At 38.0% G+C, this 16873-nt stretch carries 15 protein-coding genes; 7 read left to right on the top strand and 8 right to left on the bottom strand.

Translation table 11 applies throughout. The features are described from left to right. Positions 1-8 precede the first annotated feature (8 nt). Complete coding sequence (locus CBW18_RS13570) at positions 9-1052, bottom strand: ferredoxin--NADP reductase (protein WP_088301886.1); 1044 nt, start codon at positions 1050-1052, stop codon at positions 9-11. Between the two features lie 467 nt (positions 1053-1519). Then, complete coding sequence (locus CBW18_RS13565; protein WP_088301885.1) at positions 1520-2305, bottom strand: lytic transglycosylase domain-containing protein; 786 nt, start codon at positions 2303-2305, stop codon at positions 1520-1522. 265 nt (positions 2306-2570) lie between these two features. Between CBW18_RS13565 and CBW18_RS13560 the strand changes: the two genes are divergently transcribed. Beyond that, entirely contained in the window at positions 2571-4100 is a 1530-nt protein-coding gene (locus tag CBW18_RS13560; protein WP_088301884.1) for a pseudouridine synthase, read from the top strand. Between the two features lie 105 nt (positions 4101-4205). Further along, on the top strand, positions 4206-5318 hold the full coding sequence (locus tag CBW18_RS13555) for a lactonase family protein (RefSeq protein ID WP_088301883.1): 1113 nt from the start codon (positions 4206-4208) through the stop codon (positions 5316-5318). A gap of 227 nt (positions 5319-5545) precedes the next feature. Here CBW18_RS13555 and CBW18_RS13550 read toward each other — a convergent pair whose 3' ends face one another. The 4 genes from CBW18_RS13550 to tilS all read right to left on the bottom strand — a co-directional run bounded on the left by CBW18_RS13550 (position 5546) and on the right by tilS (position 9317). Beyond that, complete coding sequence (locus tag CBW18_RS13550) at positions 5546-5992, bottom strand: KTSC domain-containing protein (protein WP_088301882.1); 447 nt, start codon at positions 5990-5992, stop codon at positions 5546-5548. A gap of 207 nt (positions 5993-6199) precedes the next feature. Then, the gene (bshA, locus tag CBW18_RS13545) at positions 6200-7330 is read right to left on the bottom strand and encodes an N-acetyl-alpha-D-glucosaminyl L-malate synthase BshA (protein ID WP_088301881.1); all 1131 of its coding nucleotides are present in this window, start codon (positions 7328-7330) and stop codon (positions 6200-6202) included. Between the two features lie 166 nt (positions 7331-7496). After that, positions 7497-7985 carry a hypothetical protein gene (locus tag CBW18_RS13540; protein WP_010601266.1) on the bottom strand — a complete coding sequence of 163 codons (489 nt, stop codon included), beginning with the start codon at positions 7983-7985 and terminating at the stop codon, positions 7497-7499. Beyond that, complete coding sequence (gene tilS / locus CBW18_RS13535; RefSeq protein ID WP_088301880.1) at positions 7986-9317, bottom strand: tRNA lysidine(34) synthetase TilS; 1332 nt, start codon at positions 9315-9317, stop codon at positions 7986-7988. A gap of 167 nt (positions 9318-9484) precedes the next feature. On the opposite strand from tilS, the gene CBW18_RS13530 reads away from it, so the two are divergent. Continuing rightward, positions 9485-11674: an OstA-like protein gene (locus CBW18_RS13530; protein WP_253249035.1), complete on the top strand. Its 2190-nt coding sequence runs from the start codon at positions 9485-9487 to the stop codon at positions 11672-11674. Positions 11675-11791: 117 nt separating this feature from the next. Here the strand turns inward: CBW18_RS13530 and CBW18_RS13525 are convergent, their stop codons facing one another. Then, positions 11792-12364, bottom strand: coding sequence for a non-canonical purine NTP diphosphatase (locus CBW18_RS13525; RefSeq protein WP_088301878.1), 573 nt, complete (start codon positions 12362-12364; stop codon positions 11792-11794). Between the two features lie 116 nt (positions 12365-12480). Next, a complete protein-coding gene (locus tag CBW18_RS13520; RefSeq protein ID WP_088301877.1) occupies positions 12481-13134 on the bottom strand; it encodes a hypothetical protein in 654 nt (217 codons plus the stop codon). Between the two features lie 95 nt (positions 13135-13229). Between CBW18_RS13520 and CBW18_RS13515 the strand changes: the two genes are divergently transcribed. From CBW18_RS13515 to CBW18_RS13500, 4 genes are all read left to right on the top strand, one after another. Then, positions 13230-13826 (top strand): hypothetical protein, encoded by a 597-nt coding sequence (locus CBW18_RS13515; protein WP_088301876.1) that lies wholly within the window; start codon positions 13230-13232, stop codon positions 13824-13826. 47 nt (positions 13827-13873) lie between these two features. Beyond that, on the top strand, positions 13874-15241 hold the full coding sequence (locus CBW18_RS13510; protein WP_088301875.1) for a peptidylprolyl isomerase: 1368 nt from the start codon (positions 13874-13876) through the stop codon (positions 15239-15241). 5 nt (positions 15242-15246) lie between these two features. After that, on the top strand, positions 15247-16209 hold the full coding sequence (locus tag CBW18_RS13505) for a MoxR family ATPase (protein ID WP_088301874.1): 963 nt from the start codon (positions 15247-15249) through the stop codon (positions 16207-16209). Positions 16210-16323: 114 nt separating this feature from the next. Continuing rightward, positions 16324-16863 carry a hypothetical protein gene (locus CBW18_RS13500; RefSeq protein WP_140418681.1) on the top strand — a complete coding sequence of 180 codons (540 nt, stop codon included), beginning with the start codon at positions 16324-16326 and terminating at the stop codon, positions 16861-16863. Positions 16864-16873 lie beyond the last annotated feature (10 nt).

Here is a 16873-nt window from a genome sequence, read left to right as displayed (position 1 = left end):
CTTATCTATTACCATTCTACTGTTGTTCCATTCTCTGTTGGATGACCAGTGCAAACCAGCACCCTGCCCCTTTCTATCTCTTCATCCGTAAGTACTTCATTATAATCCATGCGAACATTTCCTTTGGTACAGGTAGCTACGCAAGTGCTGCATACACCTCCCCTGCAACTATAAGGGAGTTTGATTTTATGTTCAAGGGCAACATCTAAAATTCTTTTTGGCCAGGGAACTGCCAGATGATACGTTTCGCCATTGAAATTCAAGATGACCGAGTAGGTGCTTTTATCTACTACTTTTTCTGAACTATCGTCTTCATCCATTTCATCTTCTGGTAAAACGAATGTTTCTCTTTTGATCTGTTTTAAATCGAATCCCATCCCCAGCAAAGTAATTCTGCATAAATCCATATATATTATAGGCCCGCAGGTATAGCATAGCGCTTGTTTGCGATCGAAATGTAAATGTGTTTTAATTAATTGCTCGATGTAAAACTTATTTAAGCGGGCAGTCATCAGGTTTTTACTATTGCTAAAAATCCACACGATTTTTAATCTTTCTGGGTACCGTGCTTGCCATTCTAAAAGCTCATTATAAAATAAGGCATCTTCCTTTGATCGGTTACTATACACCAGTGTGATTAGTGAATTTCTCTCTCTTACCAATGCTGTTTTTAAAATGGAAAACAAAGGTGTAATACCCACACCAGCAGCAAAAAGAAAAAGATCCCGTTCTACATATTCATCAGGTAAATAGCTGAATAATCCTTGGGGCTCCTGTGCAAACAACACATCATTTACACCGGTTTTATGATGCAAAAATCTGGATATTTCTCCGTTTTCAACACGCTTAACCGTAATGGCCAGCGGTTCATCCACATCAGGTGAACTGTTGAATGAATATGATCTACGAACTTCTCTATTTTTTCCTTCAAATACCAATGAAACAAACTGACCGGCCAGATATTCAGGATATGACTGATCTACCTCTTCAAATTGAAATGTGAGGTTATCACCAGGTTGATTGATGATTTTATGGATGCGAAGCTTGAACATAGTGCAAAGAAAAGGATTTGAGTTGAAAAGTTGTTAGGCGTTAGAAGTAACAAGCTTCGACCAATGGGTGTTTGATTGTTTAAAATATTTTTTTAAGGGTTAGAAGTTTAGGGTGATAGTAAACACGCTGAAAAAATCCGTTTATGGCTCAAAATCATTTGTTCGTTATTAGAACGGCGATCGGAGAAATTGGGCGATAGACTTAGGAAGTTAGAAAATAATTCCGTGGAAGTTTGTACTTCCTAGGCAAAGAAACTTTATCTCATTAATAATTGGTTCATTACTAACCTAGAAGGCGCTTTAAACTTTAAAAAACAATTTGATGGTCAGTGATTTATTCAATATCACCACAAACACTCACACCGAAATCTGTGAAATCAAAAAATCTTTGTAATTATCTTCAAAAAAAACGCTCCGATTCAGAAATCGGAGCGCCTTACCAAATGCTTGTCTTTATCTTAATTATATTATTCGGCGTTGTAAGCCAATAGCACACGCTTTTTCTGATATCCGTAGCGTTTCGGATGTTCCACAATCTGTTTCATCGAGATCACCTGATAAACGTAGCGGCCGGTTTCCCGGTTTAGCCTCATTTTATAATAATTATCCTGATTTTGATTGCTGATTTGCCTGCGTAAACGTCCGTCACCAACATTATAGGCCGCAGCCACCAATGTCCAGCTCTCTAAACCTTTATACATTTCTTTAATGTATTTACAGGCTGCGATGGTTGATTTACGCAAATTATAGCGTTCATCTACATCAGCATTTACTTTTAAACCATATGAACGTGCAGTGCCTGGCATAAACTGCCATATCCCGGCTGCACCTTTTGGAGATACGCCAGCTGCCATTCCAGATTCAACCAAAGCCAAATATTTGAAATCATTAGGAATTCCGTAAGCAGCAAGAATCGGCTCTATCACTGGAAACCATTCTTTTGCCTTTTTATGCAAACGATTTGTCTGCGTGTTGCCGTAAGTGTGTGCGGCAAGGATTTTTTTCATTTTGCGTTCCACCTTTTTATCGCCTAAAGGCAGGGTTTCATCCGCGAAATTCAACTGAGCCATTAAAGATTGAGGCTTAACCTCCTTTTTTTCAACTTTCAGGCGTTGAGTTGTTGGTATTGTAGTGTGTAATTGTTCTTTTTTTAAAAGACTTTTTTGTGCTAAGGGCATTTGGTAAGCGAACACTTTTGCCAAGATAAATAGTGTAACCACTACCGCAATTGGTACGATGTGTTTCTTTAACATTTTCCTCCTTTTTTTGGTGAACTTATATAAAAACGTCGGCAAAGCTAAAAAATAATAAGCACATTATCAAACAGTTACACAATTAAGCTCAAAAAACAGGCGCTAAAGTGCTTTAAACGTGGATTTTAAATTTTGAATTTTGACCGATATTACCTATATTAGAGGCTATTTTTTTATCTGATTTTCTGCCTACTCAATATTGTAATACTCATCAATTTTTCATAAATTTGCAACCCGCATTTCAGGATGCGGTTAAAAGCGTATCATGATAAATAAAAACAACAGGAACAGTCGGGATGACAAGTCCAAACCGGGTAGCCGGAAAACTGATGGCAGAAGTAATTCAGCCGGATCTGACAGAAAAAGATCAGACGACAGAGACAACAAATTCAACAAATCATCCGATTCAAAAGACAACTTCAGACCTAGAAGTTCAGAGGGTAAAGATTTTAAATCAAAATCATTTAGCGACAGAAAAGATTCCAGACCAAGAACAGGCGGGCGAGATTTCAAATCAAAAGATGCAGAGCCACAAAGCTTTAAATTTGGCGATCGTGAATTTAAATCTAAAGACACCGGAGCAAAAGAAGAACGCAGTTACAAACCCAGGGAAGGTGGATCAAGAGATTACAAGCCGAGAACGGGTGATCGTGACTTTAAATCAAAAGATGGCGGATCAAGAGATTATAAACCAAGAACGGGTGACAGAGACTTTAAATCAAGAGATGGTGGAGCAAGAGATTATAAACCAAGAACAGGAGAACGCGACTTCAAGTCTAAGGATGGAGATTCGAGAGATTTTAAACCGAGAACTGGCGACAGGGATTTTAAATCAAGAGGTGGAGAACGCGACTTCAAACCCAGAGAAGGCGGATACAGAGATTATAAATCGAGAGGTGAAAGAACTGATGACTTTAAGCCAAGTGCCGGAAGTTCAAGAGATGTAAAACCTAGAGAACCAAGAGAAGGTGACACTCGTCCGTTTAGAAAACGTGAAGAAACACAACCAAGAGATACCGAATTTAACCGTCCGGAGCGAACTGTTATTGCGCCAGCACGTAAAACAAATGAAGATAAAGGCTTAATTCGCCTGAACAGATATATTTCCAATGCAGGGATTTGCTCGCGCCGTAAGGCTGATGAACTTATTGCTGCCGGCGTAGTTTCTGTAAACGGCGAAGCTGTTACGGAATTAGGTCATAAAGTAGATCCTTCGAAAGATCTTGTGCGCTATAATGGCGAGCTGCTTAAGCGTGAGAAAAAGGTTTATGTGTTACTGAATAAACCAAAAGACTATATTACCACGACAGATGATCCGCAGGAACGCCGTACCGTCATGCAGTTAGTGGACAAAGCAAGCCGTGAACGGATTTATCCGGTTGGCCGCCTGGATCGCAATACAACAGGATTATTGTTGATGACGAATGACGGTGAACTGGCTGATAAATTATCGCATCCAAAGAACGGAATCACTAAAATCTACAATGTTGAACTAGACAAAGCATTATCGCAGGGAGACCTGAATAAAATTGCTTTCGGCTTAGAACTCGAAGATGGATTGATTAAACCGGATAACATTTCTTATGTAGCGGGTGGAACGAAAAAAGAAATCGGCATCCAGATTCACAGTGGTAAAAACAGGATTGTTCGCCGTATTTTCGAACATCTAGGTTATAGCGTAGATAAGTTAGACCGTGTAGTTTATGGCAATTTAACGAAGAAAGATTTGCCTCGTGGCAGATGGCGTTATTTAGAAGATCATGAACTGATCCAGATTAAACACTTAATAAAATAATTTTAAAGGCAATCGTAAAGGTTGCCTTTTTTGTTTGTCATTAAATTAATTTAGAAATTGCCTCAACAAATTTTTCTCATATTTGTTGCTAAAGCAGGTCATCTTATGAAAAAATATATTGGATTATTCTTAATGTCGTTATTATCAACCATTGCAACTGCACAACAAACCCATTACAACTTGGTCATCGGCACCTATACCGCTCCTGGTAAAAGTGAAGGAATTTACACTTATGATTTTGATACCAATACAGGGAATACAGCGTTAAAAAATATCACAAAAGGCACGGCTAACCCGAGTTACCTGGCTATTTCTGCTGATCAAAAATATGCATATGCTGTAAATGAAACTGGTGAAACCAGCGCTGTTACGGCCTTTAAATATGATGCTATAACCGGAGCATTAACTTTCATCAATAAGGTAGATAGCCATGGGGCTGATCCATGTTTCATTACAGTTGATGAGCAAAATGTAATTATTGCAAATTATTCTGGCGGCAGTTTAGCTGTATTTCCGCGTAAAACTGATGGATCTTTAAGTGAAGCCGTTCAGGTGATTCAACATGCAGGTAAGAGTATTGATCCTAAGGGCAGGCAAAAAAGTGCACATGTGCATATGGTTAAGTTCACTCCAGACCACCGGTATTTAGTGGTAAATGATTTGGGCGAAGACCAGACTTACATTTACAGCTATAATAAAACCGGGAAGGACAAAACCCTTGTTGAGAAATCAATTATTAAAACCAATGCAGGTACAGGCCCAAGGCATATTGTTTTTAGTCCGGATGGAAAATTCGCCTACCTGGTTCATGAATTTAACGGGCGCATAACCGCATTTAGTTATTTGAATGGTCACTTAAACAAATTACAGGAGATCGGAACCACGGCAAAAGATTTTACAGGTGCTATTGATGCGGCTGATATCCATATTTCTTCAGATGGGAAGTTCCTTTATGAAACCAACAGAGGTGATGCCAATAGTATTTCTGCCTTTTCTATTCTTCCCAACGGCCAACTTAAATGGATTGAAACGTTAAGTACTTTAGGTAAAGGACCAAGAAATTTCACCATTGATCCGAGTGGAAAATTTTTATTGGTTGGCCATCAGTATACCAATAACGTTGTGATTTTTAATAGAGATGTTAAAACCGGTAAATTAACGGATAGCGGAAAAAGGATTGATGTTGGCGCACCGGTTTGTTTGGTGTTTGATAAATAAGTTCCTTCAAATAGATCCTGAATCAAGATCGGGAGGACGACCGTTCATAGTTGGTGCATTTAAGACTCCGTAAAACAATAACTGCATTAAACGCTTTCTATAAACAATCGCTACAGCCTGCTCATCCTGAACTTCATTCAAGGGCTTAATGCTTGATACCCCTGTTCCTCTGAATACAAAAAAGACCCGTTTTTCAACGGGTCTCTAATCAATATTTTAAGTTTAAACTAAGCAGGTTCTGCTACCTTAGCCACATTACGATAAGGGAATGAATTACAGATGTGACGACGGGCAAAACGACCAGGAGAATCGGCATTCACTAATTTAATGTAGATGGCTCTGGGCACATCAAAGTATTCATAAGCACTTCCATCAAAAAACTGAATATTCAAAACTGATTGTTTGTACTCAAAATCTAAAATATTAGAATTTGTTATCGTGTGGTTATATGTCTCAATGTTTTGCTCACGGGTTTCCGGTGCAATACTTACCAGGAAATGGTAAGCTTCTATAATTTCTTTACTTCTAGCTTCTGCCGCTAATTTCTCTTCCTCTACCTGGAATTTATCAGGGTGATACTCTTTCATTAGGGTGCGGTAAACCGACTTAAGCGCTGCAAGCTCGGCCGTTTTATCTACGTTCAAAAGCTTTCTGTAATCTACTATCTTTTTCATTTGGCGCAAAGGTACGATTTATAATGATTTGATTTTGAGAAAGTTTAATTTGATAATGATTTCTTTATAAGAACCTTACATCATAAATATGTTCAAAAGATTTTTATTCCTATATCGAATATATCGTCAGAAAAAGATTTCAAAAATTTATATCCATAAAAAAAGTCGCCAGGCAACCCAGCGACTCACTTTTTTGATCAATTAAACTTATTTACTATGCTGTATAACTTCCCTGTAAAACTCTACGTAAGATGGCAGAATCTTTTTCAAATCAAAATCCTGTGCCCTTTTAAAAGCATTTTCTTTGAACTGCTTTAAAGTATCGTCGTCTTTTAAAATGGCAATAGCATTAGCAGCCATTGCATCTACATCACCAACATCACTCATATAACCACAGAAACCATTTACATTTAATTCTGGTAAACCGCCGGCATTTGTAGTAATGGCTGGCACTTTACAAGCCATAGCTTCCAGTGCGGCTAATCCGAAACTTTCAGACTCTGAAGGCATTAAAAACAGGTCAGAAACAGACAGGATTTCTTCTACAGCATCCTGTTTGCCCAGAAATCGTACATTTTCTCCAATATTTAAATTTCGACAGAGTTGTTCATCATAAGCACGTTCTGGTCCGTCACCTACCATCAACAGTTTCGAAGGAATCACGGCCTGAACTTTTTCGAAAATTCTGATTACATCTGCGGTGCGTTTCACTTTTCTGAAATTCGAAGTATGAATCAGGATTCGCTCGTTATTTGGCGCAATTGCCTTTTTAAAGTGATCTTTAGCCTGCAAACTAAACCTGGTGAAATCAATAAAATTAGGAATAACCTTAATGTCTTTTTTGATCTCGAAATGGTTATAAGTGTCTTCCCTCAAGTCATCCGAAACAGTAGTCACCCCATCACTCTGGTTGATAGAAAAAGTAACCACTGGTTTGTAGGTCGGATCTTTACCTACAAGCGTAATATCTGTTCCGTGTAAAGTAGTCACCACCGGGATATGGATACCATAACTGGCCAGAATCTGTTTGGCCATAAAAGCAGCTGAAGCATGTGGAATGGCATAATGAACATGCAACACATCCAGCTGTTCAAAACGAACAACGTCAACCAGTTTACTGGCAAGTGCAGATTCATATGGTGCATAATCAAAAAGCGGGTAATCTCTTACGGAAACTTCGTGATAAAATAAATTTGCAGAGAAAAAATCCAACCTGGCTGGCTGGCTGTAGGTGATAAAATGAACCTGGTGCCCTTCATTTGCAAGTGCCTTTCCAAGCTCAGTTGCAACGACTCCACTACCGCCAAAGGTTGGGTAGCAAACAATTCCTATCTTCATTTATAAATGCGTTGTTGTTGCCACAAATGTAGCCGATTTTAATCTATAATATGTGTCGGGGTATTGCAATAAAAACTTTGGCCAGTCAGGCCGTAGATTCGTAGATTAAGTTTTCTAAAAAAAATTATAGCACAATCAGTATAAGCAGTTTAATGCGTCAATTTAATTATTTTAAATTTCTCATTTCTTCCTTAATCACCAGAAAAAGTTCATTTGGTCTTTGGGTGCCAATAAAATATTCCAGCCCATCGCGATCAGTTAATACTACGGCATCTTTACCAGAGGAGTAAAAACGGATGGTGCCTTTGGTATGCAGGTTATAAACCGGGTTATTAAAAAAATAACGGCTATAAGTAGCCTTACGCACATCAACAATACTGTTCAAATCAATCTTTACGCGTTTTGTTGTCCACAATCCATCCAGTATCATACTTCCGTTATCCACAATGATTTTATACTGAATTAAGAAAAGCAACAGCATGGAAACACCAATGATTCCAAAACCCACTACCAGAAAAAGATCTTGTGTATTATCGCGGTCACGCTCGTAAACATAAGCAGCAAAGCAGAAGGCGGCCATAATTAACCTGATGAAAATGCGAACATAATCCCGACCAATGTATTGTTTTTCGATATAGGCGTATTTGCTTTCCACTTAATAATTTTCGAGTTCGAATATAGCAACTTTTTTTGTTGCTGTAGTTAATTTATATCGATTATCCTGCCGCATACCTGCAACCCAGATAATATCTCCGTTTCCGTTTACCAGGATGGGCGTGTTATGCTTGACGTGCAGCGGCACTTTCTCATCAATAAAAAAATCACTGACCTTTTTAAACATCTTCATGCCTAGTGGAATAAATTTATCACCATTTTGCCAATTTCTAATCACCAAAGGGAAAATAAGTTGATCAGCATTTACGAATGCTTTCTCCGCATTGACCTCAAACTTTATTTCGGTGGAATAGTGTACAAAAATAGTAGCATCCCCAAAATCAATTTTAGCTGTAGCAGGATGAACAAACTGATTAAGAAGGTTACCGGCATGCTTTTCTACAATCACCAAATCGTTCCTGTTGATAATCGCCTGATGCGTGGAACTGAAAAAATGCGTTCCGCTCACTGCGTTTAAACTATCTAAAATCTCTTCAGCTACAGTGGCTGTAAAATGATAGGGTTTTAGCAACTCATACAACAGGAGCTTTTGCGGATTCAATCTGGCAATTTCATCTAAGGCAATATACAAGCCATCAACCTTTTTGTGGATTAATTTAGTTCGGAGTTTAGCCACCTCCAGTTCCAGAAAGTTTTCAAGTTCTGTAAAGCGGGCAATATTTTCGGCAAAAGTTTTTTCAAGGTTGGGATTAATATCCTGTAAATGCGGAATCACCTGTAGCCGCAGTTTATTCCGGGTATAGTGCGTACTTACGTTAGAGCTGTCTTCTACAAAAGAAATATTTTCTGCTGTTACAATTTCATCAATCTCTTCCCTGCTTAAAAACAAAAGCGGACGGATCAGATGTTGTTTTTTTGGTAGAATGCCATGCAAACCACTGATTCCGGTTCCGCGAATCAGATTAATCAATACCGTCTCAATGGCATCGTTCTGGTGCTGTGCTAAAGCAATATAATCATACTGATGTGCCAGCCTGATCTCTTCAAACCAGGAATAACGTAAATAACGGGCAGCCATCTGCGTAGAAATTTTATTTTCGGCTGCATATTTTTTAGTATCAAAATGCGTTATATGCAACGGAAGATCAAGGGTTTCAGCAAGTATTTTAACGAAATTTTCGTCGCGCTGCGCTTCATCACCCCTTAAATTAAAATTACAATGTGCCACACCAATATTAACGCCTATCGCCTTAAACAAATGCAACATCAATACAGAATCTTTTCCTCCGCTAACGGCTAAGAGAATCTTGTTACCACTGCTAAACAACTTGTGTTTTGTGATAAAATCCTGAAATGGAGATAAGGGTAACATCCACCAAAAATATTTAATTTTAACTGGTATTCCGAACGTTCGGAACAAAAAACTAACTTTGTAGGGTGCAAAAAATATTTGTTTTTATATTTCTTTTAATCAGTCCTATTTTACTATTCGGCCAAAAGCAGATTAAAATTGTTTCATACTCCAAAATTAACGGAGATATGAAAAACAGCATTACATATCTTAGAAATCCGGTTTTTCAGCAGGATAATGCCACGCTTACCTGTGATAGTGCGGTTTTTTACAACAAGCGGAATTATTTCGAGGCTTACAGAAATGTGCACATCAATCAGCTTACCACCGATATTTATTCTGAACAACTGCAATATGATGGAAACAAAAAGCAGGCCCATTTAACCGGAAATGTTCGGATGACTGATCCTACATCGGTTTTAACGACTGATATTTTAGATTACAATACTGTCAGCAAAATAGGAACTTATACCAGCGGCGGTAAAATTGTGAATCAACAAGTTACATTGACCAGTAAAAACGGCTACTATTTTAGCGGAAGTAATGATGCCTATTTCAGGTACAATGTGGTGGCGGTTACCCCTCAGGTAACCATTAAATCAGATACGCTTCGGTACAACACGCAAACCAAATGGACCTATTTTTATGGCCCGACAAATATCAAAGGGAAAGACGATAATCTTTACACCGAAAATGGCGCCTACAACACCACTACAGAAGATGCTTATTTCGGAAAAAAAAATCTTTACACACAGGGCACCAGATCACTTAAGGGGGATAGTTTATATTACTATGGTAAAATCGGCTATGGCAAGGCGGTAAAAAATATTGTGTTTTCTGATACCAAAGATAAAATGAAAATGTTTGGAGATCTTGGCTTTTACTACAAAGCGGATCAACGGACATTGGTTACCCGCAATGCTTACATGGGGATTGGCACAGAAGATTCTATCATGGTGAATGACAAAAAGCGCCCGGATAGTTTATGGATGGGTGCAGATACGCTTGAAACACAAATGGTTTTACAGAAAACCCTGAAACTGATTCCCAAAATTTCGATAAAATCTGACAATGAAGTGGGGGAAGATGATGAAGACGAAGGGAAAAAAGATGGTGCGGAGTCGCCTGAAGAAATGCCTGCAAAAAACACGGAAAGTAAGCTTGGCGACAGGAAAAATCAACTTTCCAAAAATGATAAGCGTGCTAAAAACAAACCTAAAGATGACACAAAAAACACCGCGCCAATCAGTGTACCAACAACTGTTCCTGTAGATTCACTGTCTAAAAAATTACCGCAGTTAAACACAGATAGTTTAAAGAAGGGAAATATATTAAAAGACAAGGCAGATAGTATTGTGAAGAGCTTACCCAAGATTAAGGCCGACACTACAGTAACTAAAGCCATTAAAACAGATAATATTAAAAAAGCTGCTGGTAAAGCAGATAGCCTGGCTCAAACAATTGATAAAAGCAATATTAAAACAGTCGGTAAAAATGTACTATCGGCCTTGAAGCCCGGCCAGGCTAAAAATGATACCACAAAATTTAATCCGGCAGATACTGTACAGGCGAGGATTATAAAGGCTTATCATGGTGTTAAAATCTTTAAAACAAATATCCAGGCCAAGACAGACAGCGTATTTTACACCAGTGCCGATTCTACCCTGCGCTGTTTTGTCAACCCCATTATCTGGTCAGAAGGTTCGCAGCAAATTGCAGATACCATTTATGTGCAGTTTAAGAATAAAAAACTGAATAACCTCCAGGCCATCAGAAATGCATTTTTAGTGAATACACCTAAAGATTCATTAAGATTTAATCAGATTAAGGGGCGTTTAATGACTGGCTTTTTTAGTAAGGGAAAACTAAAAACCATGTATGTGGATGGTAATGCAGAAAGTATTTATTATACGCAGGATGACAGCACAAAAGTATATAAAGAAATGAACCAGACACTCAGTAGCCGGATTAAGTTTATTTTTCAGGATAATGAGAACGACATTCAGGATATTGTATACATCAAGGGGGTTGAAGGTGCTTTAAATCCGGAGAGTAAGGTTTCTAAAGATAAGGTTCTGAAAGGTTTCTCATGGAAACCCAAGGAACGTCCAAAGACCAAAAAAGACGCTATAGGATCATCAGGGAAGGCAAAACCTAAAACCAAAGCAAAAGCAACCGCACCTGTAAAACCGAATGCTGCAGGTAAAACTATCGCACCTGGTAAAGCCGTTTCCTCGCCGGCTAAAACTGGTAAAGAAGTAAATTTAAACCTGAATAAAAACTTGCCTGCTGGAAAATTAGCTGATACGGCTAATTTTGGGATCAAACCTATTTTACCGAAAGCAGATTCTTTAAAGAAAGTAATTCAAAAATTATAAGTTTAAGATGTACCTGAGAAAAAGTACTACTAAACAAAATTTTCCATCTATCAGTTGGTGCCTCCAACTTAGGCAGATTGGTGAGACAATAACTTCTACGTTAGATTAAATGATCCATTATCCTTTCAAAAACTCCATCATCTTTTTCAGTGCAATGGCCCTATGGCTGATTTTGTTTTTCTCCTCCATCTCCATTTCAGCAAAGGTAATATCATAACCATTCGGCTGAAAAATAGGGTCATAGCCAAATCCTTTAATGCCGGATAAGCTTTCTCTGATGGTTCCTTCAATTACCCCTTCAAAAATATGGTTTTGCCCAGCGATCATGAGTGAGATCACCGTTTTAAATTTTGCCCTACGATTGGTCTGCCCTTTTAATTTCTGTAAAACCAGCTGCATGTTTTCTACCGTATCCCTGCTCCCACTGTAACGGGCAGAAAAAATACCAGGTTCATTGTTTAAGGCTTCGATTTCCAAACCACTGTCGTCGGCAAAACAGTCAAGTTTAAAATTTTCTACCACATAACTGCTTTTTAGTGTGGCATTGCCTTCAAAAGTATCGGCCGTTTCCGGAATGTCTTCAGTACAACCAATATCATTCAGGTTTAAAATTTCATACTGGCCAGCAAGTGCCAGGCGGATTTCATCTGTTTTATGTTGATTGTTGGTGGCGAAAACGAGTTTATGCATTAGGATTAAGTGCTTAGGTAGTTAGGTTTTTGAGAAAGTTGTGCAACTGATGTTATAAAATAACCTGATTAATTGACTTACACAATATTTTGATAATTGATACGAACAACTTGATACTATTTAATTTTCTGAAGATTTGCCCAAAGCAACTTCTTGGCACCTAAATCACCATCAAGATAGTGCAGATTCGGTGCAAAGATTATCCGAGTAGTTTCATGTTTAATAATTTCATTTTGCCATTCGTATTCCAATTGTAAATCAGCAATTTCAACACCGAAAGAAAGCATAATTACAGGTTTGAAAAACTGGTGAAAAGATGCAAAGGTAGTGCCTGGATAATTAGCATAATTTACCAAGGCAAAATCAGCAGTTCCTAAATCTATAGCTTTTACAATTTTCCGAAGTAATTCTTTACCCTGTTCAGTGCTCACATCATTCGTTCCATCATTCACTAAAATCAAAACTGATTTTTTATTTCCGCCCAAAAACTTAAATGATTTTTCAGTCACTGAGTCTGCTATATTAGGCAGAATTTCCCCGTTTTCAGTTTTGTTTTTGGGTATTTCGATATCCTCTGGCAAAGAAATTTCCGCATGAACCAAGGGTGCAGCAACATTAGTATCTACTTTACTTACAACAGAAGCCTCCTCTAAAACAGGCTCTGCAGCAACATGATGAGATATTTCCACACTTTCATCTTTCACTAAAAATACTTCTTCAGTAAAAAATAAACGTAAAGCGTTCGCATTGTTGGTAAGCTGGTTTTCCATTCGTATTTTTGCAGGATAATAATTTCTGTTAAAATTAGTTAAATATCTTATAATAGCGCCGCTTATTGTTACTTTTATCCTTTAAAATTTACAGAGTGCTCCATGTAAAAAAGGCTTATGGCTTATTCGTTTTCGGCTTTATTTGCAGTTATTCGTTTGCCCAAAACGTTGCTGTAATTGATGCTAAACCCATAAGTTCAAAGGAATTTCTCTGGGCTTATAAAAAAAGCCACAAGGGTAGCGTAAGTTCAGATTATGCTGAGTTAGCATCCTATCTGAACTTGTATATAAATTTTAAACTGAAGGTTTTGGATGCCCGCGAAATGGGGCTGGATAAAAATCAGGTATACCTGGAAGAAATTAAGGCTTATGAAACTGCGTTGGAAACCCATAAAAAAAATAACGGGGTCAATAAAAACTACGACTTTTTGCTCAACGAATACCGTGAAGGCGTTTTAATGTTTAATGTTTCTGAGCAGAAAATCTGGAGTAAGGCACAGGAGGATGAACAGGAGATCAGGGATTTTTACCAGGATCACAAAAAGAACTATCATGCACCTTTAAGTGAAATCAAAGGCGAAGTGATCGCAGATTACCAGCAAGACCTGGAAGAAAAATGGCTTAAAGGCCTGAAACAAAAATATCAGATTAAGGTGAATGAAAGCGAATTGAAAAAACTCACCAAACCTTAAAAACTGATACTGAATACGTATAATAATTGCAAAATATAAATAATAGAATGAAAAAAGTTTTTTTAGTAGCAACCGCATTAATTTGCTTATTTTTAAACAGTTATGCTCAAACAGGAAAACATAACATTGATAAAGTTGCTGCTGTTGTAGGAAATAATATTGTACTCCTTTCTGATTTAAATCAACAATACACACAATATCTTTACCAGGGCAATCCTGCAAATGAGGATGTTAAATGTAAGATTTTACAAAACACACTTACCCAGAAACTTTTAAAGCAACAGGCAGAAATCGATTCGGTTATGGTTGAGGATGGACAGGTTGATGATGAAGTGAATAAACGGATGCGTTACAGTATGCAGCGTGCAGGCGGTCAAGAGCGTTTAGAACAGTTCTTAAACAAATCTGTATTGCAGTATAAAGATGAGATCAGACCGTCAGTAAAAGATGAATTGATTGCTCAGAAAATGCAGGCAAAAATTACCGAAAACATTAATGTCACACCAATGGAGGTTGAAAAATACTTCAAAAGCCTTGGCGATAGTATTCCTGAATTTAACACTGAAGTGGAAGTTGGAGAAATTATCTTAGACCCGAAACTAACCAAAGCAGAGAAACAAAGATTTCATGATAAGATTGAAGCCCTTCGTTTAAGAATAAAAGGTGGTGATGATTTTGGTGTTCTGGCTAAAACCTATTCTGAAGATCCAGGCTCATCAGCTGATGGTGGTGATTTAGGCTTCTTTGACCGGAGTACCATGGCGAAAGAATTTACAGCCTGGGCTTTTAAACTTAAAGCCGGCGAAATGTCTCCTGTTTTTGAAACAGAATTTGGTTTTCACATTTTACAGGTGATTGAACGCCGTGGTGAACAGGTACATGCGCGTCATATATTGGTAAGACCAGCAACAACGCCTGAAAGTTTAACCCGTTTAAAACTTCATGCCGATAGTATTTACAATAATATTGCTTCAAAAAAGGTAAGTTTTGCCGCCGCAGCAAGTTTATATTCTGATAACAAGGAAACGAAATTTAATGGCGGAATGATGCTGAACGCAGAAAATGTACAGGCCAGAAGTACTTTCATTCCGATTGACAAGTTAGATCCATCTGTATTTTTAGTGATTGATACGATGAAAATCGGAGCCGTTTCAAAGCCCAATCTTTATACCGCTGCCGATGGCAAACAAGCCTATCGCATATTGTATTTAAAGTCGAAAATTCCACCTCATAAAGCTAATCTTGCTCAGGATTTTCCAAAAATCAGGGATGCTGCCCAAAGTGATAAAATTAATCGTACTTTAAGCGAATGGTTTGAAAAACGTCGTGAAAGCACTTATATTAAAATTGACGATGAATTCAACACTTGTAATGAGTTAAAAATCTGGACTAAAACCTCCACAGCCGCAAAATAAAACGAATGCAGTACAAAAATGAAGTAGAAGCTGTCAACGCACTTCACCTGGCTTTCAATAACATTAAAGCTGAAATTGGTAAAGTGGTTGTTGGGCAAGATGAAATCATCAAATCTGTTTTAATCGCCATCTTCAGTAACGGACACTGTCTGCTGGTTGGCGTTCCCGGATTGGCTAAAACCCTACTCGTTCAAACTGTAGCTGCAGTACTGGATCTGGACTTTAACCGGATTCAATTTACACCGGATTTAATGCCAAGTGATATTATTGGCGCAGAAATTTTAGGAGAAGACAGGCACTTTAAATTTATCAAAGGGCCTGTTTTCTCTAATATTATCCTGGCGGATGAGATTAACCGGACGCCTCCAAAAACACAGGCAGCCTTGCTGGAAGCCATGCAGGAAAAATCAGTTACCGCCGCCGGACAAACCCACGTTTTACCCAAACCCTTTTTTGTTTTAGCGACTCAAAATCCGATCGAACAGGAAGGTACCTATCCCCTGCCTGAGGCACAGCTGGATCGGTTTATGTTTAATATCCAGTTAAACTACCCGTCATTTGCAGATGAGTTGAATATTGTCCGGAACACCACCAGTAACAAAACCATTCAGTTACAAAAAATTATTCATGCAGATGATATTCAATACTTCCAACAACTGATCAGGGAAATTCCGGTAACCGATAATGTTTTGGAATACGCGGTAAAGCTGGCTTCTAAAACTCGTCCACATAGTGAATTTGCAACAGAGGCGGTAAATAAATACATCAGTTGGGGTGCTGGCCCAAGGGCTTCACAGTTTCTTGTTTTGGGTGCGAAATGCCATGCTGCCGTAACTGGCAAATACGCCCCAGATATCGAAGATGTTCAGGCGGTTGCAGAACCGATTCTTCGCCACCGAATTGTTCGCAATTACCGTGCGGAAGCAGAAGGCTTATCTATTGAGAAGATTATCAAAGATCTTTTCTAGCATCTTTGATTTAACATAATACCTTCTTAATTTTCATTTTCCAGGTAGTACTTTTTATCATTTGTTTATTTTGATATCTTTAAACATAAATTGTTTAATCCTAAAAACATTCAGATGAAAACCAAAGCATTCACCCTTTTTATCCTGTTTCAATTGTTATTAGCAACTGCTTTTGCTCAAAAAAATGCTGGCTTAAACACTTTACTAGATAAAAATGCTGAATTTATTCTCCCACAAACCACTGATAAAATTTCTGCAGCTTTACATGCAAAAACCATTATTACAGATGATGAGAATGATGGAGAGCGATATGCAGAATGGATTACCTCATCAGGTTTAGGCGTCTACACCAATATCGGAGATAAGAAGACAGTCAATGATATCTGGTTCAGTATTCCCGACGATCGGTATATCATCCTTTCAGGCTTGCCTTTTAATCTGGTACTGAATAAAACGACAATCGATGAGGCCATGGCTAAATTTAAGAAGTATAATGTAAAAAAGTCAAAACTTAGTGATGGCAGCTTCTATTCAAATGGTACAAAGCTGCTTTTTAAAAAAGGTCGTCATTATATAACCCTATCCTACAATGATCAAAACCTGTTAAAATCGCTATCTATTATGCGCTTCATTCCTGATCCGGCAGCCGGATAATTAATTTACA

Origin of the sequence: Pedobacter sp. AJM (genome assembly GCF_002197755.1) — a bacterium.
Lineage (GTDB): Bacteria > Bacteroidota > Bacteroidia > Sphingobacteriales > Sphingobacteriaceae > Pedobacter.
Note: the sequence above shows the minus strand (reverse complement) of the source record. Positions and strands in the feature narration are given on the sequence as shown.

What these genes read in the sequence shown, in the direction of transcription:
- CBW18_RS13550 (WP_088301882.1), bottom strand. Translation starts at nt 5,992, where the DNA reads ATGAAAAAGATAGTAGATTACAGAAAGCTTTTGAACGTAGATAAAACG.
- CBW18_RS13530 (WP_253249035.1), top strand. Translation starts at nt 9,485, where the DNA reads ATGAAAAACAGCATTACATATCTTAGAAATCCGGTTTTTCAGCAGGAT.
- tilS (WP_088301880.1), bottom strand. Translation starts at nt 9,317, where the DNA reads ATGTTACCCTTATCTCCATTTCAGGATTTTATCACAAAACACAAGTTG.
- CBW18_RS13510 (WP_088301875.1), top strand. Translation starts at nt 13,874, where the DNA reads ATGAAAAAAGTTTTTTTAGTAGCAACCGCATTAATTTGCTTATTTTTA.
- CBW18_RS13500 (WP_140418681.1), top strand. Translation starts at nt 16,324, where the DNA reads ATGAAAACCAAAGCATTCACCCTTTTTATCCTGTTTCAATTGTTATTA.
- CBW18_RS13505 (WP_088301874.1), top strand. Translation starts at nt 15,247, where the DNA reads ATGCAGTACAAAAATGAAGTAGAAGCTGTCAACGCACTTCACCTGGCT.
- bshA (WP_088301881.1), bottom strand. Translation starts at nt 7,330, where the DNA reads ATGAAGATAGGAATTGTTTGCTACCCAACCTTTGGCGGTAGTGGAGTC.
- CBW18_RS13565 (WP_088301885.1), bottom strand. Translation starts at nt 2,305, where the DNA reads ATGTTAAAGAAACACATCGTACCAATTGCGGTAGTGGTTACACTATTT.
- CBW18_RS13560 (WP_088301884.1), top strand. Translation starts at nt 2,571, where the DNA reads ATGATAAATAAAAACAACAGGAACAGTCGGGATGACAAGTCCAAACCG.
- CBW18_RS13570 (WP_088301886.1), bottom strand. Translation starts at nt 1,052, where the DNA reads ATGTTCAAGCTTCGCATCCATAAAATCATCAATCAACCTGGTGATAAC.
- CBW18_RS13525 (WP_088301878.1), bottom strand. Translation starts at nt 12,364, where the DNA reads ATGCATAAACTCGTTTTCGCCACCAACAATCAACATAAAACAGATGAA.
- CBW18_RS13520 (WP_088301877.1), bottom strand. Translation starts at nt 13,134, where the DNA reads ATGGAAAACCAGCTTACCAACAATGCGAACGCTTTACGTTTATTTTTT.
- CBW18_RS13555 (WP_088301883.1), top strand. Translation starts at nt 4,206, where the DNA reads ATGAAAAAATATATTGGATTATTCTTAATGTCGTTATTATCAACCATT.